The following is a 24477-nucleotide window of genomic DNA, read 5'->3' as shown; positions in this document are numbered from 1 at the left end:
ATGAAAAACAAATTACCTTTTTTGTTTATTATGATGCTGTTTGCTTTGATGAGTTCGTCGGGCTATGCTCAGGACAAAGTGGTTAAAGGAAAAATAACGGATGCTTCTGGTTTGCCTTTGCCCGGTGCTGGTGTTCTTATCAAAGGGACTCAAAAAGCAGCAACAGCAGATTTTGATGGAAACTATACCATCAGTGTTTCTCCCGGGGCTATTCTGGTTTATAGTTTTGTGGGTTCCAAGACTCAGGAAATAACGGTGGGACAGTCTTCTCAAATTAATGTTGTCCTGAAAGAAGAAAATAACACCCTAGATGAGGTTGTTGTTGTAGGTTATGGGACAAAAAAGAAAAAGGATCTTACAGGATCTGTAGTGAGCGTAAATGCCGAAGATATTGCTTCAAGACCTGTTGTGAGTGCCGTGCAAGCCATGCAGGGTAAAGCTGCCGGGGTTGACGTTGGTACTAACGAGCGTCCTGGAGAAGTGCAAAGTATCACTATTCGTGGAGCGCGTTCTATTTCGGCTTCTAATGCTCCTCTATATGTAGTAGACGGAATTCCTATGAATTCTAAACTTAATGTTGATACAGCGGGAAAAATCAGTGTTGACCCAAATTCAGGAGGAATCGGATTTTTGAATCCTACTGATATTGAGACGATCGACGTATTAAAAGACGCTTCGGCTACCGCTATTTACGGTTCGCGTGGTGCAAATGGGGTGGTAATTGTTACAACCAAAAAAGGTAAGAACGGGAAGTTTACTTTAAATTATGACACTTCCCTTGTTACTGAAACGATTCACGAAAATGCTCCAAATATGACTGCAGCCGAGTATATTGAATTTCGTCGTTGGGCAAGATATTACTCTAATCCGAGTGGTTTCCCAAGAGGAGATCAACCAACTATCGCAAATGATAAAGCTATTTTTGTGGCTACAGCAGATCCGTATGCTTGGGCAAACATCGAAAAAGGATGGAAAGACGCAAACGGAAACATTACTACCGCTTGGGATGGTTCTAAAGTAGCCACTACGGATTGGACTAAATTTGTTACCCGTACAGGAGTTACTCAACAACACACCGTGGGAGTTAGTGGAGGTACTGAAAAAATGAAGGCCTATGGATCTTTTGGGTATTTGGATAATGTGGGAACACTAAATGGCCAAAGCTTCAAGCGTTACACCGGAACTGCCAATGTTGATATTACGCCTACCAAATGGTTTTCCATGGGGGTTAGTCTTAATACAAGTTATGGTATAAATGAATATGGTCAGTCCAATACAGGAAGAACCGCAGTTACAAGCTCTACAGGTATATATGCAACTGCACGTACCAACCTTCCTTATGCTGTTCCTTATGATAATAACGGAAATAGAATTGATAATCCAGGAGGAGATTCTGCAATTAGAACTCCGGTTGATGAAGATAAATACTCGCAAGATCAACGTGTTACAATGCGCGCTTTTGGTAGTTTATATGCTCAGTTTGATTTGGGCGGAGTTACATCTTGGCTTGATGGGTTAAAATACCGTATCAATTTTGGTCCAGATTTGACTTCATTCCGTGAAGGAATATATTTAGATGGTAAATCGGGTATCCGTTCAGGAACAAGTTATGCAGCCTTAAATAAGGAACAAACGGTTTCCTATACTTTAGACAACTTGATTTTTTATAATAAAACATTAGGCAATCATAATTTTGGTGTAACCTTATTGGCTTCGCAAATGCAATATGAAAATGAGACAAGTGCTATGTCTGCCAATGATGTTAAAAACCCTGCCAACAAATGGAATGCACTTACTCCATCAAACGTGACACTTGCAGGTTATTCTTCAGGTTTGGTTGAGAATGCATTGTCATCTTATATGGGGCGAGTAAATTATGGTTATGCCGACAAGTATTTGGTTACAGCATCGCTTCGTTGGGATGCAGCTTCGCAATTGGCAGAAGGAAACAAAGGTGATTATTTCCCTAGTACTTCCTTGGCTTGGGTTTTAAGTAAAGAAAAGTTTTTGGAAGATGTAAAATGGGTTAACCAATTAAAATTGAGAGCTGGTTACGGTGTTACAGGAAATGCTGCTGTACCTGCTTATAGTACAACTCCACCATTGTTAGGAGTAGTTTATCCATTGGGATCAACAACATCTGGGGTGACAAATAACACTTCGTTGGGTAATGTTGATTTGGGTTGGGAAAAAACAACACAATTCAATTATGGTCTTGATTTTTCATTGTTTGATAGTAGAGTATCCGGTGCTTTAGAATATTATACAAGTAATACAAACGATTTATTGCTAAGAAGTAGTGTTCCAACGCCACTTGGGGTTACTAATACCTATCAAAATGTGGGGGAAACAAAAGGAAATGGGGTTGAGTTAACTTTGAATACCGTGAATGTGGTTGCCAAAGATTTTGAATGGAGTTCCAGTCTTAGTGCTTCTTATCAGCACAGTGAGATTGTTTCTTTGCAAAACGGAAAATTTGATGACATTAACAACAACTTGTTCATCGGGCAACCTCAAAACGTGATTTATGGTTTTGAATCAAACGGAATTTGGAAACCTGAAGATGCTGCCGAAATGGCAAAATTTAATGCTGCTGCCGGTGCCAATGTTTTCTCATTTGGTAACGCAAGGCCAGTTGATCAAAATGGAGATTATAAAATCGATGCCAATAACGACCGCGTTATTATAGGAAGTAAAGATCCAAAATATATATATGGACTTACAAATACTTTTGTTTATAAAAATGTTGAATTGTCTTTCTTTATGTATGGAAAAACAGGATATATCTATGATACATTAGGAGAAAACGAAGGTGCAAGGTTGGCGCAAAGACAAATCGATTATTATACCGAAATCAACACCAATTCAGAATATCAAAAACCAATCTATTCTGCGGGAACTGGAGATGCTTATTTTCCGGTATTGGGATATCGTAATGGAACTTTCCTAAAAATGAGAAACATTTCTTTGGGATATAATTTCGCAAATGAATTAGCACAAAAAATTGGAGTGAGCAAATTGAGATTGTATATGCAGGCAAACAATCCATTTATGATTTATTCTAAACTTAAATGGACAGATTTGGATACGCAAACAACAGCTTCAAACAGAGGATTCACAATGGGATTAAATGTCCAATTCTAATAAGATATATTATGAAAAATTATAAAAAACCATACATAAATTTATTGCTTTTGGCTGTAATGGCTATTGGCAGCTCATCTTGTAACCAAAATATCCTGGACGAAGAATTGACTACAGCCTACAGTAAAGATTATTATAAAACCGAAGCGGGGATTCAGGCCTTGGTAGTTGGGACGTATGAGCAGGTATTTGCCTTAGAATTTCAAGGTGAGGTTCCTCTTGCTGCAACTGAATCTGGAACAGATGAGTTTCGTCAGGGAGGAGACCCGTCAAACTGGTCATGGAATAATTACGGAACAGGTTTTAAGGCTTTTGTAACTGTGTCTAATGCTAATACTGTTGCGGCCAATACCAATTGGGACAATTTGTATATCGGAATTGGTAATGCTAATCAGTTAATAGAAGCGGCAACAACAATCAATTCTACCAATGATGCTATTAAGAAAACAGCGTTGGGAGAAGGTTACTTTTTGAGAGCTTTCAATTATTTGAAATTATTAAGTCAATATGGCGGAGTGCCTTTGGTGACAAAAACCTATTCTACAGTGCAATTAGAATTTGGCAGAGCAACTCCTCAGGCTGTTTTGGATCAGATAATAGCTGATTTTACTCAGGCTTATAACTTGTTAAGCAATACAGGATTTCCTGCTAGAATAACAAAAGATGCAGCAGCTCATTATTTGGCAAAAGCATATTTGTCTCGTGCGAGCGAAATTAATGATAGCTGGAACGGAACTACAAAATTAGCCGATTTGCAAAAGGTTGTTACTCTGTCTGATGAGGTTATCTCTCATCACCCATTGGCGGCAAACTTTGATAATTTATGGAAATATACCGTTGCAGATGATGCAAACGAAAAACTTCCAGAATTAATATTATCTGCTCAGTTTAATGCCAGTACATTGATTACGGTAGCAAACCAACAGCATTTGTATTTCCTTTCAACGTATGATCAATTGCCTCAAATGAAACGTAATCTGGCAGGAGGAAGACCATTTAGCCGTTTGGCTCCAACTTATTTTACGCTTGATGTTTTTGATAAAGTGAATGATTCTCGTTTTTGGAAAAGTTTCCAAACAAAAAGTATCGTAAACAATCCATCGGGGATTTATAAAAATGGTGATTTGGGTATTATGTATATTGTAAATACGCCTTCGGATACTCGTTTTGCAAAAACTAAAAACAATGATGTTATAATTGATTCAAAAACTGGAAAAACCATTCCAAGCGTGTATGTTGCGTATGCTGCAGATAATGTTGGTTTTAATAAAGATGTACGATTTCCTTCTTTAAGCAAATACATGGATGGTAACAGGATCGATTTGACAAGTATAAGAGGATCTCGTGACGTGGTATTGGCGCGTTCTGCAGAAACTTATCTGATGGCCGCAGAGGCAAAAGTACGTCTGGCAAAAATAGGAGGAGCTTCTTTTGCAGATGCACTGACTTATATCAATACAGTTCGTACTCGTGCTGCCTATAAGGCAGGAGAAAATCGTGCTGCTTATGTTGATGGATCGGCTGCTTTTACTACTGCTGGGCAAGCAGGAATTCCAATTTCGTACATAGCTGAAAATTCTTATTACGAATCAAATAATATTCCAGTAGCAACTACAGCGACAAACTTGACTATTGCCAATATAAGTGCTTTACCGGCAGAAGATCAAGCTGTAATCACGAAGTTGGGCTATGCTAGTGATTATGACAGAATGTTGTGCCTAGTGTTGAATGAGCGTGCTAGAGAACTTTGCGGAGAGTTCCATCGTTGGGAGGATTTGAGTAGAACCAAAACCTTGGTTCCTAGAGCTAAAGCGTATAATATTGATGCGGCTCTAAATATCCAACCGTACCATAACTTGCGTCCAATTCCCCAAACTTTCCTTGATGGGGTTTATGGAAGCGGAAAACCGTTGACTGCTGATGAAAAACAAGCTATGCAGAATCCTGGTTATTAATAAAAAAAGTATGTTTCTTTCAAAACCGCCTCAAATCCTGAGGCGGTTTTTTGTTTGCTGATAATAGACTACTTTGTCTTTTTATTTTCAAAACCTTTTTTTTGGTGTTTCTTTTTTATGAATTTGCTATTTTTCTTGTTATTTTAATTAATTTATGCTATTTTTTTCTGTTGAATAAAAAAATAAATAAAAGTTAAATAATAGTTAATTGATTGTCGTTTAGCGACTTGTTTGGGTAGGAAGTGTTTTTTCTTTGTTCAAATTAGATAAAACGCTTGGAATCAAGCAGGATACTGCAGGATAAGTTCCTTTTTGGTTTTAAATAAATTTGAATAACAAACTAAAATTTTAACTTAATTTAACTATTATGAAAAGTAAATTTAGTCTTTTTCTGACTATTGCCTTTTTTGCTTTACTGCATGTTTCAGTTTATGCTCAAAGCAAAGTGGTTAAAGGGACGATTAAAGACGCAACAGGATTACCTATTCCCGGAGTAAACGTTGTTATTAAGGGAACTAAGGTGGGTGCTAGTACTGATTTTGATGGTAAGTATTCAATTTCTGCTTCACCGGGTCAAGTATTAGTTTTTTCTTCTACAGGTTCGAAAACGATTGAGAGGACTGTGGATAAATCAAGCAGTGCTTTGGATGTGGTGATGGTAGATGAAGTGGCTCAGCTTAATGAGGTTGTAGTCGTTGGATACGGTACCGCCAAGAAATCGGATGTTACAGGAGCGATAGTAAGTGTTACTGCGGAGAAATTGATGAGCCGTCCGGTAAACAATGCGCTTGAGGGCTTACAAGGTAAGGCTGCAGGGGTAGATATCGTGTCTAGCGAACGTCCGGGAACTGTGGGATCAGTTCGTATTCGTGGTCAACGTTCGATAAGAGCGAGTAGTGATCCTCTTTATGTAGTGGATGGTGTACCTTTAATGTCGGAATCTTCTATCGAAACGCTTAATCCTCGTGATATTGCCTCGATCGATATTCTTAAAGATGCTTCTGCAACGGCTATTTATGGATCTCGTGGAGCTAACGGGGTTATCATCGTTACTACTAAGCAAGGTAAAGCAGGTCGCTTTAGCTTGAACTATGCTGGGACAGTTACAACACAAGAAATTGTGGACAGATCGCCTTCCATGAGTGCTGAAGATTTTATTGATTTCAGACGTTGGGCATCTGGTATTAATCCGAAAGATGCAACTTTAGCAAGCGATAGGCTGCTTTTTGACAGTCCATTAGACGGGCAAACTTCAAGAGATAATGTATTGAAAGGTTGGGAGAGTGGTGCTTGGGATCCTTCTAAAGTAACTAATACAGATTGGACAAAATTTGTAACCCAAACTGGAGTTACTACTGAGCATGTTTTAAGTGCAAGTGGAGGTTCAGAAAAAGTAAATGGCTATGGATCTTTTGGTTATTTGGATAATCAAGGAACACAAAAAGGACAATGGTACAAACGTTATACTGCTAAGGCAAGTACTAATGTAGTAGCTACTGAATGGTTCAAATTGTCGGCTTCCTTGAATGCGACATGGAGTGAGCAGGATTTTGGAATGTCAACTTTGAGTGCTCGTAGCGGTTCGGCTCCAAATGCAATTTATGGTGCAGCAAAATCTATTTATAATATGGCTGTTCCTTATGATGCTAATGGTAAGCTTATAATTAATCCAGGAGGTGAGAGTGGAATTTATACGATAATGGACGAGTGGGATAAGAGTACACAGCAAAATCAAATTATGCGCTTATTAGGAAATTTTTCTGGGACTTTTGATATCGGAAAAATTTGGGAGCCTGTAAAAGGATTGAGTTATAAAATTAATTTTGGACCTGACTTCCGTCATTGGAGAGAGGGTGTGTATATTGATGGAACTTCTTCACTTAAAGTGAATGCTGATGGAAGTGCAGGAACCAATTTTGCCAGACTTAGAAATCGTCGTGATTTTTCGTGGACTTTGGATAATATGTTAACTTACGATCGCACCTTTGCAAGTAAACACAATGTAGGTGTAACATTGCTTCAGTCTGCTTCATCATGGGATATCGAAGAATCATCGATGCAAGCCAATAATATAGCTAAGCCATCTTTCTTGTGGAATGCCTTTGGAACTGTAGATTTAACAAATCCAGCGAATAGTGCTGCAATGAGTTCTAATCTTACTCAGCGCCAACTTTCTTCTTATATGGCGCGTTTGAACTATGGATATGATGGTCGTTACTTATTGACGCTATCTGGTCGTTGGGATGGAGCTTCGCAATTGTCTGAAGGTCATAAATGGGACTTTTTCCCATCGGCAGCTTTTGGATGGAGAATCAATAAAGAAGATTTCATGGTCAATGTGGATTGGATTCAAAATTTAAAACTTCGTCTAGGTGTTGGTGTTACAGGTAACTCATCTGTAGATCCTTACCAAACATTAGGTAACATTTCTTCAGTGTGGCTTCCTTTTAACGGAAGGTCAAATGAACAAGGCTATACGACCAACGAACCTTATTATACAGGTACTCAGGTTCCAATGCCTAATCCAGAATTGGGATGGGAAAAAACTACCCAATATAACTTGGGAATTGATTTTAGTTTCTTGGATAATAGAGTTAGTGGAACTGTTGAAGGTTATAAGTCGTATACAAACGATTTGATATTACAGCCTCTTATTTCTACAGTAACAGGTTATCCTAGTACTTTTTCCAATATTGGAAAAACTAGTAACAAAGGTGTTGAAGTTACGCTTAATCTTATTCCGATACAGACTGAAAGTGGATTTACTTGGGAAACTACTTTGATTGGAGCTTGGCAAAAAGATCAAATTGAAGAATTAGCTGTTGGTAAAAACGATGATATTCAAAACAGATGGTTTATAGGTAAGTCAATTGCCGTTCAATACGGTTACGATAACTTAGGATTGTGGCAAGATACTCCTGAAGATCAGGCTGAAATGGCTAAATGGAATGCTCCTGGAAACGGTTATAGCTTTGTGCCTGGTAATGTGCGTCCTAAAGACCAAAACGGTGATTACAAAATGACAAACGCTGACCAGGTAGTTCTTGGTAACAGTAATCCTAATTGGACTATGGGATGGAACAATACATTTGCGTATAAAGGTTTTGAATTGGGAATTGAAATATTCGGGCGCATGGGGTATATGGCATCTTTAGGAGGTGAGGCAATGACCGCTCATGCTAATCAGCGTGAAACCGATTATTGGACACCGTTAAATACAGATGCAGAGTTTCAAAAACCTATATTGGGTCAAGCTGCAGCAGGTTCAAGAGATCAATTTTCTGGTTTACTTGGGTTTACGGACGCAGCCTTTGCAAAAATTCGTAATATCTCTTTAGGCTACAATTTCCCTAAAGATCTTACTTCAAAAATAGGTGTAGCGAATTTCAAACTTTACGCACAGGCTATTAGCCCTGGCAGTTTATATCAATCAGTGAATTGGTATGATTTTGATACTAACTCGACCTACTACAACAGAAGTTTTGTTATGGGGCTTGAAGTTGGGTTCTAATAGATAAATGAATTAATATTAAAAAATAAGAAATATGAACAATATTAAAAATATAAGCATTGTCTTTCTGGTGTTGATAGGGCTATCCTTTGGTTCCTGTTCGGATGATTTTTTGAACGAAGAACAAAACAGTAGATATTCGACAGCATATTTTGATACTCCTGAGGGACTTGAGGATTTGTCAGTGTCTCTTTATGGTAATATTCGTTGGCATTTTGGTTTTGAGTGGGCTTATGGGATTACTCAATATGGTACAGATGAGTTTACCAATGCCAATGACCTTACCAATGAAATGTGGAATACCTACGACAATCGTTTGGGACCGGTTGGGGCAACTACAGGAACAGGAGCTGCCAACGGAAATGCTACTAACCCTAACGCTCTTTGGGATGAGATGTATTATGGTATTGCCTCTGCCAATACGATTATTGCAAAAGCACCTACCGTGATTACTGATGTAAAAGTTCGTAATCGTGTTTTAGCACACGGATATTTTATGCGTGGCTATAATTATTATCGTCTTACCGCACAGTATGGCGGTGTTGTTCTTCAAACGGTACCGGCACAAGGTGTTGTTCGTAATTTCACTCGAGCAACCGAAGAGCAGTGTTGGGCTCAGGTAATATCTGATCTTCGTAATGCGTATAATCTTTTTGAAGGAGAAATATATACTTATGGGAAAGGAATAACTTGGACAAAAGCAACTGCAGCCCATTTCTTGGCAAAAGCCTTATTATTCCGTTCATCCGAGCGAAATAATTCTTGGAACAGTGCTTATAGAACAGCTGATTATAATGAGGCAAAGGATGCTTGTAGTTATGCAATCAGTGCACGTGGTGCATTAACTCCGGATTATAATGATTTGTATTCCAGATGGACTGGTATAGATTGTCCAAATGAACAATTGAATGAAATATTAATGGCTGCAGGCCATAATGGTGATGCTATAACTAGTGGTCGTTTCGGAAATCGTACCTATAATTATTTTAGTCCTCAATTTTCAAGTTTTGCTGGAGGTTGGGTAGCTCGTGGGGTTTGGATTGGTTCCATGGACTTCCAACGTTGTCGTCCTACAGAGTATAGTTATGCTGTTTACAATCACGTAAATGACGCACGTATGTGGAAAACATTTAAGACTGTTTACGGTGTGACTACTTTAAGAACTCCTAATCCAAATAATGTTGCATTGGGTGATCCTGCGGTTGTAATGATTTTGAATACTAAAGCAGACAATACTTATAACGGATTTACTTTCGGTGCAAGTGTTCAAAATCCTACATGGAAAGATGTTGCAGGCCGTTTGCCTGCATGGGGAGGTGCCTCAGGTGCTAGACAAACGACTACTTCAGGATCTTTGACTACCAAAGTGGGACAGTATGCACCCGCTTCATTGGTCTTGTATCAAAATGGCACATATGTAGCTCCTAACTTTAAGGCTACTCCTATTTGTAACTTTTATGCTGGAATCAATAAAACAGATGACGGATCTCGTACTGGAGAAAGAAATGATGCTCATCGTGATGTAATCATGGCTCGTTTGGCTGAGACGTATCTTTTACGTGCTGAATGTTACGCTCGTTTAGGACAATATGGTAGTGCAATGGCTGATATCAATGTGGTAAGAGCCCGTGCTCAATGGAAAGCAGGTGAAAATAGATCATATTATATTGATGGTTCTGAGGCATTTAAAGTAAACCCTTTAAATACTGGAACTGCAGCAACAAATTTTGTTAATGCAAATTTGAATATGAACACCTATTATTTGTCTAATCCTGGGCAACCAGTTACTACGGCAGCATCTAATTTGCAATTGACATCATTCCCTGCAAACTTGCCTGCTGAAGATGAGGCAATACTTTCTCAAATAGGTGCGTCAAGTGATTTGGATCGTGCATTAAACTTTATTCTTAACGAGCGTACCCGCGAATTGTTGGGTGAATATGATCGTTGGGAGACTTTATCGCGTACAGGTACTTTGATTAAACGTACGAAATTATTTAATCCTGAAGCTAAATTTATTACTGCAGGTAAACATGAACTTCGTCCTATTCCACAAACATTTATTGATGGTTTATTGAATGAAGATAATAGTAACTTGTCTGATGCTCAAAAGAAAGCTTGGCAAAATCCTGGTTATTAGTAATTATAGTTATTTTTTATTGGAAAAACCGTCTCAATTTTTTGGGGCGGTTTTTTTTGCTTCCATATAAGTAATAGAATCTTTAAAAGAGTAATGCAATAATCCATTTTGAAAAAGTATTTTGTAATTGTTGTGAATCCTTTTTTTGCAAAAAAAGTTACAGTATAGCACAGGATACTATTAAAATAACAAATAAATATATTTGAATTAACTAATAATCCTTTATGAAAGTTACTTCAACGGGTTCTTTAAAAAAGATTTTTTTTGTTTTGATGGTTTTATTTTGTCTGCCTCTTTTTGCTCAGAATAATTCGGAAAAAGAAGAAGGTAAAATTGCTGATAAGCCGTTGTTCCGAGACTCCATTTATGATGGTGCTGCTGATCCCACTATTATTTGGAACAAAAAAGAAAAAAAATGGTACATGTTTTATACCAACAGAAGGGCAAATATTGGTGGTAACGGAGTGAGTTGGGTTCATGGGACTCCGATAGGAATTGCCGAATCTGTAGATGGTGCACATTGGAAATATAAAACCAACTGCAATATCAATTATTCTACTAAAGATGTTACCTACTGGGCTCCGGACGTGATTATGCACAAGGGGAAATACCATATGTATCTTACGATTGTTCCTGGTATTTTTGAAGACTGGAATCATCCGCGTTACATCATACATTTAACGAGTAAAAATTTGACTGACTGGAATTTTGAATCCAAACTGACTCTCGCATCCGACCGCAGTATCGATGCTTCCGTTTTTCAATTGCCCGACGGAAATTGGCGAATGTATTACAATAACGAAAAAGAAGGAAAGTCCATATATTATGCAGATAGTAAAGATTTGTACAAGTGGATAGACAGCGGAAAAAAAGTGATAAAAGACCGAGGTGAAGGTCCAAAGGTATTTAGATGGAAAGACAAAAACTGGATGGTTATTGATGCCTGGAAAGGATTAGGAGTTTATTCCTCCGAAGATTTTGTCAATTGGAATCATCAGGAGAAAAACATATTGCAAATACCCGGAACGGGAGTTGATGACAAAGTAATCGGGGGACATCCTGATGTGGTGGTAAATGGCAACAAAGCTTATGTGTTCTATTTCACGCATCCTGGAAGAACGCCCGAAAATAAAGGAATTGACAGCTACGAAACCAGAAGGAGTTCCATTCAGGTTGCGGAGCTGGAATACGTCAATGGAGAAATTGTTTGCAATAGAGATAAACTTGTTTATATTAACCTTAAACCAACCAAAAAATGAAAAACAACACCGTTAGAAATGCTTTCAAAATGAAATTAAAACCGGGTTTTGAAGTGGAATACAAAAAGCGTCATGACCAGATTTGGCCTGAACTTCAAGCCTTGCTTTCGGATTCAGGAATACAGGATTACAGTATTTTTCTTGACGAAGAAACCCTGATTCTTTTTGCAGTTCAAAAGATAAGTGCCGATTTTGATTTCGATTCTTTGCCCAGTCATCCTATTGTAAAAAAATGGTGGGCTTATATGGCCGATATTATGGAAACCAATCCTGATAACTCTCCGGAGTCAACTTCATTGATTGAAGTATTTCATCTTGATTAATAATGAATTTATATATAAAAAAATATATGCTTGTCCGTAATCGTACCTAATAAGGTTTTTTTTGCCACAAATTACACGAATTTGCACAAATTTTAAAAATGGAAGCATCAAAAAAATCTGTGACAATCAGTTTAATCCGTTCAATCTGTGGTCTATCTTCGGCTTATGGGCAACATAGCGGATAACCATAAAAAAAATAATTATTGAAAGTTTTCGTGTTTAAGTAGTTGCATAATCCCAGATTCTGTATAGACTTCGTGAGCAGTCTAAAAGGATTCTGGGATTGGTATTTTTGAGAGCAAGTTTTGAAATGAAATTATAACTTTCCTAAAAAAAATAATAAAAGACAAATGAAATGTAAGTCAAACCTATTTTTGGCATTTTTATTTTTAAATCTAATGACATTCGCCCAAAAAACAACAATTATTGAGCTAAAGTCAGGATGGAAATTTGCCAAAGGTCAAAACGAAAAAGCTTTTGAAAATAGTTTTAATGATTCAAAATGGCAATCGGTAACCGTTCCTCATGATTGGGCTATTTATGGACCTTTTGATAAAGAAGTGGACAAACAAGTGACCGCTATTGTCCAAAATGGAGAAAAAGTGGCCACCGAAAAAACCGGTCGAACTGGAGCTTTGCCCTATATTGGTGAAGCGTGGTATCGAAATCAGTTTTCAGTGCCTGATTTGAATAAAGACAAGAAAGTACTTCTGCTTTTTGAAGGTGCCATGAGCGAGCCAAAAGTATTTGTGAACGGCAAAAAAGTAGGTGAATGGAACTATGGTTACAATTACTTTTATTTTGATATAACCGATTTTGTTTCTGCCAATGCAAAAAACAATTTGGCAGTTCATTTGTCCAATAAGGGAGAGTCTTCCCGCTGGTATCCGGGTGCCGGTTTGTACCGAAAAGTAAAATTGATTGTCAAAAATAAAGAAAGTATTGACCAATGGGGAACGTTCATCACAACTCCGGTGGTTTCTGATGATTTGGCAAAAGTGAATGTTAAGACAAAAATTTCTGGCGAAAACCTACGCATCATTACAAAAATTAAAGACGCTAACGGAAACGAAGTGGCAACAAATGAATCGAATGCTCTTTTTGGAAATGAATTTGAGCAAAATATTGCCGTAAAAAATCCGCATTTGTGGAGTCCGGAAACGCCTTATCTCTATACGGCAATTTCGCAATTGTATGATGGCGATGTCCTGAAAGACGAAACTAGTACCCGATTTGGAATTCGTACCATTAAATTTGAACCCAATAAAGGTTTTAGCTTAAATGGTCAAATCCGAAAATTCAAGGGTGTTTGTCTTCATCATGATTTGGGGCCTATCGGGACGGCAATCAACAAGGCGGCTTTACGCAGACAATTAACGATTTTGAAAGATTTGGGCTGCAATGCCATTCGTAGTTCGCACAATATGCCATCATTGGAGCAATTGGAATTGTGTGACGAAATGGGATTTATGTTTCTTGCCGAAAGTTTTGATGAATGGGCAAAGCCAAAAGTAAAAAATGGCTATAACCGTTTTTTTGAAAAAGATGCCGAAAAAGATATTGTGAATTTGGTTCACGCAACTAGAAATCATCCATCAATTGTGATGTGGAGTTCTGGTAATGAAGTGCCAGACCAATGGGGTGCCGAAGGCGTGAAAAGAGCCAAATGGTTACAGGAAATTTTTCATCGCGAGGACCCAACCAGACCGGTTACTGTAGGGATGGATCAGGTGAAAGCCACGATGGAATCAGGATTTGGTGCATTGATGGATATTCCCGGGCTGAATTATCGTGTTCATTTGTATGATGAAGCTTTCAAAAAATTTCCACAAGGATTTATATTAGGTTCCGAAACCGCATCGACGGTGAGTTCCCGTGGTATTTATAAATTTCCGGTCGAGAAAGCGGTATCTAAACAATATGATGATTATCAGTGTTCTTCCTATGATTTGGAATATTGCAGTTGGTCCAATCTGCCCGAAGATGATTTTATTTTGCAGGATGACAAACCTTGGGTAATTGGCGAATTTGTTTGGACAGGCTTTGATTATTTGGGAGAACCAACACCTTATGACGAAAAATGGCCTTCCAGAAGTTCGTATTTTGGGTTGAGTGATTTGGCGGGTTTACCAAAAGATCGATTTTATCTCTACAGAAGTCGTTGGAATACCAATGAAAAAACACTCCATATTTTACCACATTGGAATTGGAAAGGAAGAGAAGGTCAGACGACTCCAGTGTTTGTTTACACCAGTTATGACAGCGCTGAGCTTTTCGTTAACGGAAAAAGTATGGGAATTCAGAAAAAAAATAATACCTCGCCACAAAAGAGGTATCGTTTGATGTGGATGGATATAAAATACGAGCCGGGAACCCTCAAAGTGGTGGCGCTAGACAAAGACGGAAAAGCGGTTGCCGAGGAGGAAATTCATACCGCTGAAAATCCGTACCAAATAAAACTGGAAGCCGACAGAACAACTCTGGAAGCCAATGGCGAGGATTTGTCTTTCGTCACCGTTTCGGTTGTGGACAAAAACGGAAACCTTTGTCCAACGGCCACGCAACAGCTTAACTTTAGCGTAAACGGAAAAGGAATTTATCGTGCAGCCTGTAATGGTGACGCAACTTCATTGGAACAATTCCATTTGCCTACCATGAAATTATTCAGCGGTAAATTGGTCGTTTTGGTGCAATCAACCACAGAGGCGGGAGCAATCGAATTATCTGTTACCGGAAAAGGATTAAAAAGCGCGAAAATTGCCCTGCAATCAAAGTAATATTGTCGGATTAATTAGTTTTATCTGGGAAAGTCAGCGAAGTCAGCGTGAAAAAAAAGCTCGCAGACTTCGCAGATTTTCGCTGTTTTTTTAAAAATACTACCGTGATATTTGATGTTTTCGAGAACCCTATGCTACAGGACAGTAAAACTATTTTTAATGAATATATTTGGAAGTTGCCTTATATGAAAGTCCCCAAATCTTGCAAAAAAATAAAGGGATATATATTCTAAAGTTGTAATTTAAAAAAGCTTTTTGATTCAAATAAATTACCAGATGATACCAAGTAAAAAAAATATACTGATAGTATTTTTGTTGCTGTTTTTCGGAATCCAATGTTGGTCACAGGACACGAGAATGTTTAAAGTTTTTCAATTTCCGGCCAATAAAATTCCAACAATAGACGGAAATGCCGATGATTGGAAGATGGTTCCCGAGACTTATACCGTTGGGATGAATGAACTTTGGGAAGACAGCGGAAAACAGTCCAAGGCTGATCCAAAAAATCTGGATGTAAAGGTAAAAGTCGCTTGGGTAAAAGGTTTGAACCGTCTGTATTTTTTATATGAAGCCTACGATGATTATTGGGATTTTTCGTTGCCAGGACTTCATAATGACACTTTCGAATTGATTGTCGATGCCGATCAATCTGGTGGGCCGTTCATTGACCGTTTTCATCCCAATAAAGCATTGACGAATACGATGGACGCTTATTTTTCGTATCACGGAGTTCATGCCCAAAATTATCATATTTTTACTCCCGCAGAAGGCAAAGACTGGACGCTGGTTTGGGGCAGTCAGCCGTGGATAAAGGAATTGCCGTATGCGAATGCCGCGACACATTATAATTTTAAACCGGGCGAATCGGGGAAGTTGACACTGGAATTTTGGATTACGCCTTTTGACTATGCTGGAAACGATCCCAAAAGAGCGGTGGAATCTATTTTGGAAGAAAACAAAAACATTGGACTTTGTTGGGCAATTATTGATTATGACGATGTAAATAAAGAAGCCAACAACGGATTTTGGAATTTATCCAAAGAACACAAAATGTATGGAAATGCCGATTATAGTCTGCCTTTTAAGCTGATGCCATTGGAAAAAGAATTTAAAAAAGACATTGTTGCAAAATGGAAATTTTACACAGTTGACATGAACCGAAGAATGGTTGCTTTTATCGACCAATCAGAAGGGGAAATCAAATCCTGGAAATGGGATTTTGGTGACGGTACGACTTCAACGGAACAAAATCCTATACATCAATACAAAGAGGCTGGGAAATACATTGTTGTTTTATACATCGAAGGACCAAAAGGAAAGTCGAGAATGTCTAAAATATGGGATGTGGCGGTGAAATAGAAAAGTCGATTCGCAAAACTTAAACATAAAAAAACTTAAACAATAAAATGAAATCTAATTTTAAATTATTCGTACCGATAGCTTTGGCGGTATTGTCGATTATGAGTTGCAGAGCACAGCAGAATGGGGTAATTTCTACAGTGACGTTATCCAACGACTCGGATATGAAACTGACGGATAAAGCGGTAACGATAAAAAGAAGTGTTATTGACAAAAAAGGAATAGCAAAGGATTTTCCGCTTTTGAGCTATAAAAATGAACCGATTCCATCTCAGGTTAATGATTTGGATGGAGACGGAAAATGGGACGAACTATTTTTGGTAACAGATTTTTCGGCCAAAGAAAAGAAAATAGTTCAGTTGAAATGGGTTAAAGATGTACCAAAATTTCCTGTTCGGACCAGTGTTCGTTTCGGGAAAAGAGCAGGAAAAGATGAACCAGTAAAACCTGCTACCGAAGAGGTTTTGCCTGCCAACGAAGTGTATAAGGCATTGGGCTATCAACGTTATCAAACCGATGGGCCAACTTGGGAGAATGATAAAGTAGGTTTTAGGCATTATTTGGATGGTCGAAATGCCAAAGATGTTTTTGGAAAAAAGCTTCCTGCTATTACTCCAGAAAATGTGGGTATTAATGATAAAGGAGCGGTAGAGGATAATTACCACCAAATGTACGATTGGGGAAGAGATGTTTTTCCAGTAGGGAGTTCAGTTGGATTGGGAGGCTATGCCTTATTGATTAATAATGAAATCAAAAGACTAGGGATTCTGGGAACCGATTCAGTGAATAATGTCGAGAAAACGACTTTTAAAATCGTGAGTGAAGGACCGGTAAATTCGGTTTTAAGTTATGATTATCAAAACTGGGAAGCTTCGGGGAACAAATACCAAGTTCATGAGACAACATCAATTTGGCCGGGAATGTATGCCTACAAAAACACAGTTTCAATTAGTGGTCTTAAAGGGAATGAAACTTTTCTTGTGGCGCTATCAAATATCAACAATCAGAGAAGTGTGGGAGTGGTAGACGCTGGGGATTTTGTGTGTCTCTTTCTGCATGACAGACTAACCTACAATCGCGAGTGGATTTTAGGAAGCGCAATTTTGGTACCTAAAATAGGGTATCAAGGTTACCTCGAAGCTCCTAAAAAAGGACAGTTAACAGACAGTTATTTGGCAGAATTACCTCTTGAAAACAACAAGGAAATCAGTTATTATGCCGTTGCCGGATGGGAATTGAGTGCAGATAAAGGTTTTGAGGATTCGAACTTTTTTACCAAATATGTAACTAATTTGGCAAAAGAGCTTTCTGTAAAAATTGTTGTTGAGGCAAAATAAATATTTGAGTTTGAGATCTAACAGGTTTTTAAAACCTCTTAGGTCTGAATTACAAACAGATTCAGTGCTTTTTGGGATGATGTCAAAAAAGCCAAATCGCTCTTTTTAGCCCCGATAGAAGTGAAAATCCTTTTTATTTTTTCTTTAAAAATAAAAAGATTGCAACGGATAGCGGGACAAATGCTTACTGAAAAGGCTAAATCATTCTGCTCCAAATTAATAATTAGAACCAGTATACAAATAATAATTTTAATTTCTAACCAATGAAAAAAACATATGCCAAAGCTTTAGTCCTGTTCTCGCTTGGAGTATTTAACGTGGCTATTGCCCAAGTTAACGATGCAACAGCACCATTGCATTTGATGAAACCCAATTATCCAACCCCGTATGTGGTTCCGCAGCAAGGAGACATAAAAGCGGTTTTGGACAGGATTTATGGTTTTTTGGACAAAAACACAGCTTCGAAAATCATAAATGCTGATACAAAAGCCGAAATCACCAATTATAAAAAGGGCAATGAAAACATTATGTTTGAACCTGGTGCTTTTAGACTGACGAGTTACGAATGGGGAGTTACCTATGCAGGAATGACTTTGGCTGCAAAAGCTACGGGTGAAAAATATTTTGCCGATTATAATACGAAGCGAATGCAGCTAATTGCAGATGTGGCCGAGAATTATAAGGAAGTGAATATCAAAGATAAAGATATGATTAAAACCCTGCATCCCGAAGCACTGGATTTTGCAGGAGCACTTTGTGCTGCTTTTATAAAAGCAAAAAAAGAAGGGCTGAAAGCAAATATTGACCCTTTGGTTAAAAATTATATTGATTTCATCAGTAATAAACAATTCAGGTTGAAGGATGGAACTTTGGCACGAAACAGACCACAGGACAACTCGCTTTGGTTGGACGATATGTTTATGAGTGTTCCTGCATTGGCACAAATGGGTGCTTATACAGGCGATGTGAAATATTTTGACGATGCTGTAAAGCAGGTAAATCAGTTTTCAGCAAGAATGTTTAATGAGCAAAAAGGGATTTACATGCACGGTTGGGTAGAGTCTATGAAAGACCACCCTGAATTTCATTGGGGCAGAGCCAATGGTTGGGCGGTGATGGCTATGGTAGAATTACTGGAAGTGCTGCCAAAAAATCATCCGGGATATCCGCAGGTATTGGCGCAGTTGCAAAAACATATCAAAGGGTTGGTTCAATATCAGGACGGAACTGGATTTTGGCATCAATTATTGGACAGAAATGATACGTATTTGGAAACATCGGCAACAGCGATTTATACCTATTCGATTGCGAGAGCCATTAATCGTGGCTATGTTGACAAAATGACTTATGGCCCTGCTGTATTATTGGGTTGGAATGCCGTGTCAACCAAAGTAAATGATAAAGGACAAGTAGAAGGAACTTGTGTGGGAACCGGTATGGGATTTGATCCGGCATTTTATTATTACCGACCTGTAAATGTTTTTGCTGCGCACGGTTATGGTCCTGTTTTGCTGGCTGGAGCAGAAGTGATGCTGTTGCTGAAAGGAAATCAATTCCACATAAACGACAGTGCCATGCAGTTGAAAGTTGAAGGGAAAGATAACACATCAAAGTAAGAAATGAAGACAGTTTTTAATACACTTTTTTTATTGGTTACCGTTGCCTCTTTTAGTCAGATTGGAACTCGTTTTCCATCAGAAAAGAAGATCATAAAAGATCCGGTAACGGGACAGGAATTAATTTTTTTGACCACCAAATCGGCAGGGGATTCCAAAACCTATCCAACGCATCCGCAATGGACTGCTGATGGGGAATGGCTTATTTTCAGAACCAAAAGAGCCAATGGCGAAGCCTTGGCGGTCAATGAAAAAACAGGCGTGATGGTTCAGGTTACCGAAGGCGGTTATACCGGAACACTGTGTATGGCGCAAAAGTCGATGAAACTGTATTTTATGCGCAATGCTGGCGAGGACAAAATGAAGGTTATGGAGGTCAATCTGGATGCAGTTTTCAAAGACAGCCAAGCGGGGAAAATGAAACCTGTTTCGGCTTATGAAAGAGTTTGCGGAATCACAAAAGCAGGAATGGGTGCTTCGGGTGATATGGCTTTGGATGCCAATGAAGATTGGGTGTATTTCAGGGAAGGAAAAGAAGAAGCGGCCAAATACCTAAAACCCGATGTTGTAATCGAAAAAAGTTTTGGCCCACGCAACATGGGTGCAGGGCCGGGAGGAATTGGCAGTATGAATATTAAAACAGGAGAGTTGAAACATGTGGTTTCGGTACCTTTTCAGGTGGGACATATTCAGTCGAATATTTGGAATCCGGGCGAGATTGTTTTTTGCTGGGAAACAGGAGGGAAGTCGCCACAACGCACTTGGACGGTGATGGCAGACGGTTCGGGTTTGCGACCGCTGTATCCCGAAGCCGATTATGAGTGGGTGACTCACGAAGCGGTAATTGGCAAAGATGAGGTGGCAATGGCGATTATGGGACACCGAAAAATTGATATAGAGAAAGAAGCTCCGGTGGAAGCTGCCAAAAACGGCGAGATACGCAACCCGGTGAATCCCGGACAGGAAAGCAATTGGGGAGCTACGGGTACTCGCGAAAAACCTACTGGTTTGGCAATTGTGAATTTGAGAACCCGAGAAATGATTATTGCAGGACAAACCAAAAGCGGTAGCGGTTTGTGGCACGTTCATGGTTCTGCAGACGGTAGATGGGCAGTTGGTGATGATTTTTCAAGAAGTCTCTACCTGATTGACCGCAAAACCAATGAAATGATGATGCTTACAACAGGCCACAAAGAAACCGCTGCTGACCACATTCACCCGACTTTTAACAGGGACGGAACCAAAATTGAAATTCAATCGGCGATGCTTTCCGAGGACAATCGCACGATGAATATTTGTATTGTTAATGTGCCGAAGGAGTGGCTGAATAGGAAATAGTTTTTGATTAGTTTAAACAAAAAATGAGGCTTGCGAGCCTCATTTTTGCTTTATATTTTATGACAATTTTTATCCTTAATTAATAACCTTACTTTTTACAAAATCAAACTGAATTCCAAAATTAACCACGGATGTCACGGATGTCACGGATGTCACGGATTTTATTGATTTCTAATAAATAATCTGTGCCAATCCGCTTTATCCGTAAAAATCCGTGGCTCAATTCGCAATCAAATTTTACCTGTTTTTCACAAGCGAAATATCATCGACATAGCAAAAAGCATTCGCAGAACCATTAGCCAAGAATCCAATTATCACTTTCTCGTTTTCCACTTTTATGTTTTCTATTTTGATAGTTTTCCATTCGGTATTTTCTTCAGTGATTTTGTATTTCAGGGTTTTTTCGTTACTGGTGGCGTACATTTCGAGTTGGGTAAATTTTCCGCCGTTTTTGACTCTGGCAGTCAGCGAGTAACTTCCTTTTTCGAGTTTTACAAAAGGAGACGATGTTATGGTTTGTGACACTTCCCGTTTAAAATTCACTTTGTCGCTTATGGACAGGCTTTTTTCGCCAATAACTATTTTTCTGTCGCTTTCACTATTTTCATGGTTGGTGTATGGTGAAGTAATTGTATCAAAACTAATTTGATTGCCTTCAATAACTTTGTTGTTCCAACCCGTCATAAATGATTGTCTTGGTTTTACTGGATTTGGAACGGTTCTGCGGTCAGCCTCAAAGCTTCCGTTTTTGACAAAATTATTGTCGGGAGCCACGTTCCATTCTCCTGTTTTGACATTAAGATTCCAAGAACCAAGCGAATTAAAATAAGGCGTATGCCCTTCAAACGAAAGCGGAAACCATTGGTTATATCCCAATCCGTTTCCGGCAAAATTTGCCCAGCGGTCACCACAATACACCACTGTTTCCTGTTTGCTTCCTTTTAGTGTAACAAAAAATCCGGTTTGGGTCACATGCGCATAATCATCGGCACAACCATTCATGACCATCATTCCCTGTTTAGCTTCATAAGGCCCTCGGATATTGTCGGAAACTAAGTAATAGGCGAGTGAAGAATCCCAACCATAAATATTAGAAGCGGCGAGGTAATATTTGTTTTTGTATTTGAACATACAGTTTCCTTCACGGTTTTCGCCCTTGAAAACTTCGGTGCAATCCAGCAGGTTTACCATACCGTTTTTCATGCCAATCTCCGAAACGTAAATTTTATTTCGGCCTTGCCCATAACTGTAAATAAGATAGGATTTTCCGTTATCGTCGGTAAAAACGGTTTGATCGCCGGTGTTGGTCGTGCCTATCATTTCTTTCATGCTTATTTGCTGATGCCACGTAAACTGCCCGGTTGGAGAGTCCGAAACGGTAATCAATACTTCACCACCGTGTTGCACAAACATCGCGTATTTTTTTATTTCTGGAATATAAGCAACACCCAAACGCCCAACCCAGGTTTTGCGGTAATCAGGTTGTTTTTTGAGTTCGTCATTGGTCAAAACATTTGCCTCAAACGTCCAGTTTACCAAGTCGGTTGAGCTGTAACAAGTAACCGATTCGAATGTGTTATTTTTTAGTGTAACAGAAGGATCGTCACGATAGGTATCGGCTTCTTTGTAATAGACTCCATACCAATAATATTTTTTTTCGCCTGTTTTCGGGTCGGGAAATGTGAAGATTCCGCCACCCTGACTATTTATCGGAAGTTTATTTTTGGTGTACCAAAACACATCATTTTTGATGTTCAATGTTTGTGATTTTGCCGAATAAAATGTGCTTCCACAAATTATTAAAGTCAACATAAATACATTGATAAAAATGGATTTGTTTCTTCTTTGTTTTGGTTTAAATGTCATCATGGTTTAAAGTGAAGTTGGTTAGTAATATTTTTGAAACATATAAGTCATATAAGTTTTTTATTCGATTAAAATAAGTAAGAGCAATAGTTCATTCGAGCAAAGTCATACCGACTTTTAAAACACACATTTTACTTATATTCTCTTTTTAATTACTGAAATGACAAACTACTTAAGTAACTAACTTATATGACTTATATGTTAAAAAACAAATAGTGCTGATTTTATTCCAAGTAAAAATAGATTTTAGCCTACAAATGGTTATCCTGTAGCATCCTGTTTTTTTGAATTGAAAAATAGCGGATAGTACAGGATACAAAAAAAAAATAAACGGAATAAATTTGAGAATTATGAATTTAATTCAAAAAATGTTCCGAAATAATTATTCTATTTTTAAATTTTTTAGCAAAGGAATGATGGGTGTCATTCTTTTGATGAACGTATTTGTTTCATTTGCACAATTCCAAGGAAAAGCTGATGCAATTTATTCTGGGACACCTTGGTTCGACCAAAACGGAAAAGTTGTAAGTGCGCATGGGGCTAATATTATCAAGGATAATGGTAAATTTTACCTTTTTGGCGAAGCCCATAGTGATGCCAGTAATGCGTTTGCGGGATTTAATTGTTATTCGTCAAAAGACCTTTACAATTGGAAATTTGAGAATGTTGCACTTCCTCTTCAAAAATCAGGAAAATTGGGGCCTAACCGCGTTGGCGAAAGAGCCAAAGTAATGAAATGTCCCAAAACCGGAGAATATTTAATGTTTATGCACGCCGACTCGATTACCTATAAAGATCAATTTGTGGGTTATGCGACTTCCAAAACAATTACTGGGCCTTATCAATTTAAGGGAGCATTGCTGTTTGACGGAAAACCCATAAAAAAATGGGATATGGGAACTTTTCAGGATACAAACGGTTCAGGTTATATTCTGATTCATGGAGGCGAAATTTATAGATTGGCAGATGATTATAAATCGGTTGTGGAGCAGGTGAATAAAAATATGACGACGGGATTTGAATCGCCTACGATGTTAAAAAAAGACGGAGTTTATTATCTCATTGGTTCAAACCTTACGAGTTGGGAACGCAACGATAATTATTACTACACTTCAGAATCTATATATGGGCCTTGGGTTTCGAGAGGACTTATTGCTCCAGAGGGTTCATTAACATGGAATTCGCAATCGACTTTTGTGTTGCCAATTCAGGGAACGCAAGGCACGACTTATATGTTTATGGGAGACAGATGGTCTTTCCCAAAGCAGGCTTCATCGGCGACTTATGTTTGGCAACCATTAACTATTTCGGGAACTTCACTTTCTATACCAAAATATCAGGAAGCATGGCAAATTAACCTATCGACGGGATTATCATCGCCAATTAATTCAACCAATAAAATAATTGAAAATACTGATAAGCAAATTAAATTTTCTGGAAATTGGCAAGAAATCGCTAGTGAAGATGGAAGTTCTGAAAGCAAATCCAATGAAAAAGACGCTTCGTTTTCAATCGAATTCAGCGGTCGCCAAATTGCATTATATAGTTTTGTCAGTACCGAAAACGGTTATGCAAAAGTTGTATTATCTAATAAAAAAGGGAAAATTATAGTAAGCTGTTTAGTTGATATGTATAGCAAATCACTAGTATCAACAGCGGTATTCCAATCTCCGATTTTGAAAAAAGGCGATTATAAATTAACGGTTTATGTGACAGGCGAAAAATCCAATTGGTCTGATAAAAGAAAATCAGATTATGGCAGTACGGGATATTTTATTTCGTTGGATAAAATAATGATTAATTAATCCATAGCTTGTAATTTTTATAAACACACACACAATTAATAAATTAC

At 38.3% G+C, this 24477-nt stretch carries 13 protein-coding genes; 12 read left to right on the top strand and 1 reads right to left on the bottom strand.

All coding sequences use genetic code 11. The annotated features are described in order from the left end of the window. From EM308_RS15865 to EM308_RS15815, 11 genes are all read left to right on the top strand, one after another. A complete protein-coding gene (locus tag EM308_RS15865) occupies positions 1-3144 on the top strand; it encodes a SusC/RagA family TonB-linked outer membrane protein (protein WP_035635868.1) in 3144 nt (1047 codons plus the stop codon). Between the two features lie 11 nt (positions 3145-3155). Next, on the top strand, positions 3156-5099 hold the full coding sequence (locus tag EM308_RS15860) for a RagB/SusD family nutrient uptake outer membrane protein (protein WP_035635867.1): 1944 nt from the start codon (positions 3156-3158) through the stop codon (positions 5097-5099). 367 nt (positions 5100-5466) lie between these two features. Further along, positions 5467-8610, top strand: coding sequence for a SusC/RagA family TonB-linked outer membrane protein (locus EM308_RS15855; protein WP_035635866.1), 3144 nt, complete (start codon positions 5467-5469; stop codon positions 8608-8610). Positions 8611-8644: 34 nt separating this feature from the next. After that, positions 8645-10750: a RagB/SusD family nutrient uptake outer membrane protein gene (locus EM308_RS15850; RefSeq protein ID WP_035635864.1), complete on the top strand. Its 2106-nt coding sequence runs from the start codon at positions 8645-8647 to the stop codon at positions 10748-10750. A gap of 224 nt (positions 10751-10974) precedes the next feature. After that, positions 10975-12009, top strand: coding sequence for a family 43 glycosylhydrolase (locus EM308_RS15845; RefSeq protein WP_081907240.1), 1035 nt, complete (start codon positions 10975-10977; stop codon positions 12007-12009). Continuing rightward, positions 12006-12332 carry an L-rhamnose mutarotase gene (gene rhaM, locus EM308_RS15840; protein WP_035635862.1) on the top strand — a complete coding sequence of 109 codons (327 nt, stop codon included), beginning with the start codon at positions 12006-12008 and terminating at the stop codon, positions 12330-12332. The genes EM308_RS15845 and rhaM overlap by 4 nt, the downstream gene beginning before the upstream one ends. A 398-nt stretch (positions 12333-12730) precedes the next feature. Then, positions 12731-15109 carry a DUF4982 domain-containing protein gene (locus EM308_RS15835; RefSeq protein WP_231559999.1) on the top strand — a complete coding sequence of 793 codons (2379 nt, stop codon included), beginning with the start codon at positions 12731-12733 and terminating at the stop codon, positions 15107-15109. A 276-nt stretch (positions 15110-15385) separates the two neighbouring features. Beyond that, positions 15386-16468 carry a PKD domain-containing protein gene (locus EM308_RS15830; RefSeq protein ID WP_081907239.1) on the top strand — a complete coding sequence of 361 codons (1083 nt, stop codon included), beginning with the start codon at positions 15386-15388 and terminating at the stop codon, positions 16466-16468. A 47-nt stretch (positions 16469-16515) separates the two neighbouring features. Then, positions 16516-17805: a DUF4861 domain-containing protein gene (locus EM308_RS15825; protein WP_035635857.1), complete on the top strand. Its 1290-nt coding sequence runs from the start codon at positions 16516-16518 to the stop codon at positions 17803-17805. A gap of 263 nt (positions 17806-18068) precedes the next feature. Then, on the top strand, positions 18069-19421 hold the full coding sequence (locus EM308_RS15820; protein ID WP_035635853.1) for a glycoside hydrolase family 88/105 protein: 1353 nt from the start codon (positions 18069-18071) through the stop codon (positions 19419-19421). Between the two features lie 3 nt (positions 19422-19424). Beyond that, positions 19425-20759: a hypothetical protein gene (locus tag EM308_RS15815; RefSeq protein ID WP_035635851.1), complete on the top strand. Its 1335-nt coding sequence runs from the start codon at positions 19425-19427 to the stop codon at positions 20757-20759. Between the two features lie 237 nt (positions 20760-20996). Here the strand turns inward: EM308_RS15815 and EM308_RS15810 are convergent, their stop codons facing one another. Next, a complete protein-coding gene (locus tag EM308_RS15810) occupies positions 20997-22628 on the bottom strand; it encodes a family 43 glycosylhydrolase (protein ID WP_231559998.1) in 1632 nt (543 codons plus the stop codon). 347 nt (positions 22629-22975) lie between these two features. Between EM308_RS15810 and EM308_RS15805 the strand changes: the two genes are divergently transcribed. Continuing rightward, positions 22976-24430, top strand: coding sequence for a family 43 glycosylhydrolase (locus EM308_RS15805; protein WP_231559997.1), 1455 nt, complete (start codon positions 22976-22978; stop codon positions 24428-24430). Positions 24431-24477 lie beyond the last annotated feature (47 nt).

The sequence above is a fragment of the Flavobacterium gilvum genome, assembly GCF_001761465.1.
GTDB lineage: Bacteria > Bacteroidota > Bacteroidia > Flavobacteriales > Flavobacteriaceae > Flavobacterium > Flavobacterium gilvum.
This window is presented reverse-complemented; position numbering and strand designations above follow the sequence as displayed.

Bases quoted from the DNA above. Each gene is read 5' to 3' on its own strand.
- EM308_RS15865 (WP_035635868.1), top strand. From the start codon at position 1: ATGAAAAACAAATTACCTTTTTTGTTTATTATGATGCTGTTTGCTTTG.
- EM308_RS15860 (WP_035635867.1), top strand. From the start codon at position 3,156: ATGAAAAATTATAAAAAACCATACATAAATTTATTGCTTTTGGCTGTA.
- EM308_RS15855 (WP_035635866.1), top strand. From the start codon at position 5,467: ATGAAAAGTAAATTTAGTCTTTTTCTGACTATTGCCTTTTTTGCTTTA.
- EM308_RS15850 (WP_035635864.1), top strand. From the start codon at position 8,645: ATGAACAATATTAAAAATATAAGCATTGTCTTTCTGGTGTTGATAGGG.
- EM308_RS15845 (WP_081907240.1), top strand. From the start codon at position 10,975: ATGAAAGTTACTTCAACGGGTTCTTTAAAAAAGATTTTTTTTGTTTTG.
- rhaM (WP_035635862.1), top strand. From the start codon at position 12,006: ATGAAAAACAACACCGTTAGAAATGCTTTCAAAATGAAATTAAAACCG.
- EM308_RS15835 (WP_231559999.1), top strand. From the start codon at position 12,731: ATGACATTCGCCCAAAAAACAACAATTATTGAGCTAAAGTCAGGATGG.
- EM308_RS15830 (WP_081907239.1), top strand. From the start codon at position 15,386: ATGATACCAAGTAAAAAAAATATACTGATAGTATTTTTGTTGCTGTTT.
- EM308_RS15825 (WP_035635857.1), top strand. From the start codon at position 16,516: ATGAAATCTAATTTTAAATTATTCGTACCGATAGCTTTGGCGGTATTG.
- EM308_RS15820 (WP_035635853.1), top strand. From the start codon at position 18,069: ATGAAAAAAACATATGCCAAAGCTTTAGTCCTGTTCTCGCTTGGAGTA.
- EM308_RS15815 (WP_035635851.1), top strand. From the start codon at position 19,425: ATGAAGACAGTTTTTAATACACTTTTTTTATTGGTTACCGTTGCCTCT.
- EM308_RS15810 (WP_231559998.1), bottom strand. From the start codon at position 22,628: ATGATGACATTTAAACCAAAACAAAGAAGAAACAAATCCATTTTTATC.
- EM308_RS15805 (WP_231559997.1), top strand. From the start codon at position 22,976: ATGAATTTAATTCAAAAAATGTTCCGAAATAATTATTCTATTTTTAAA.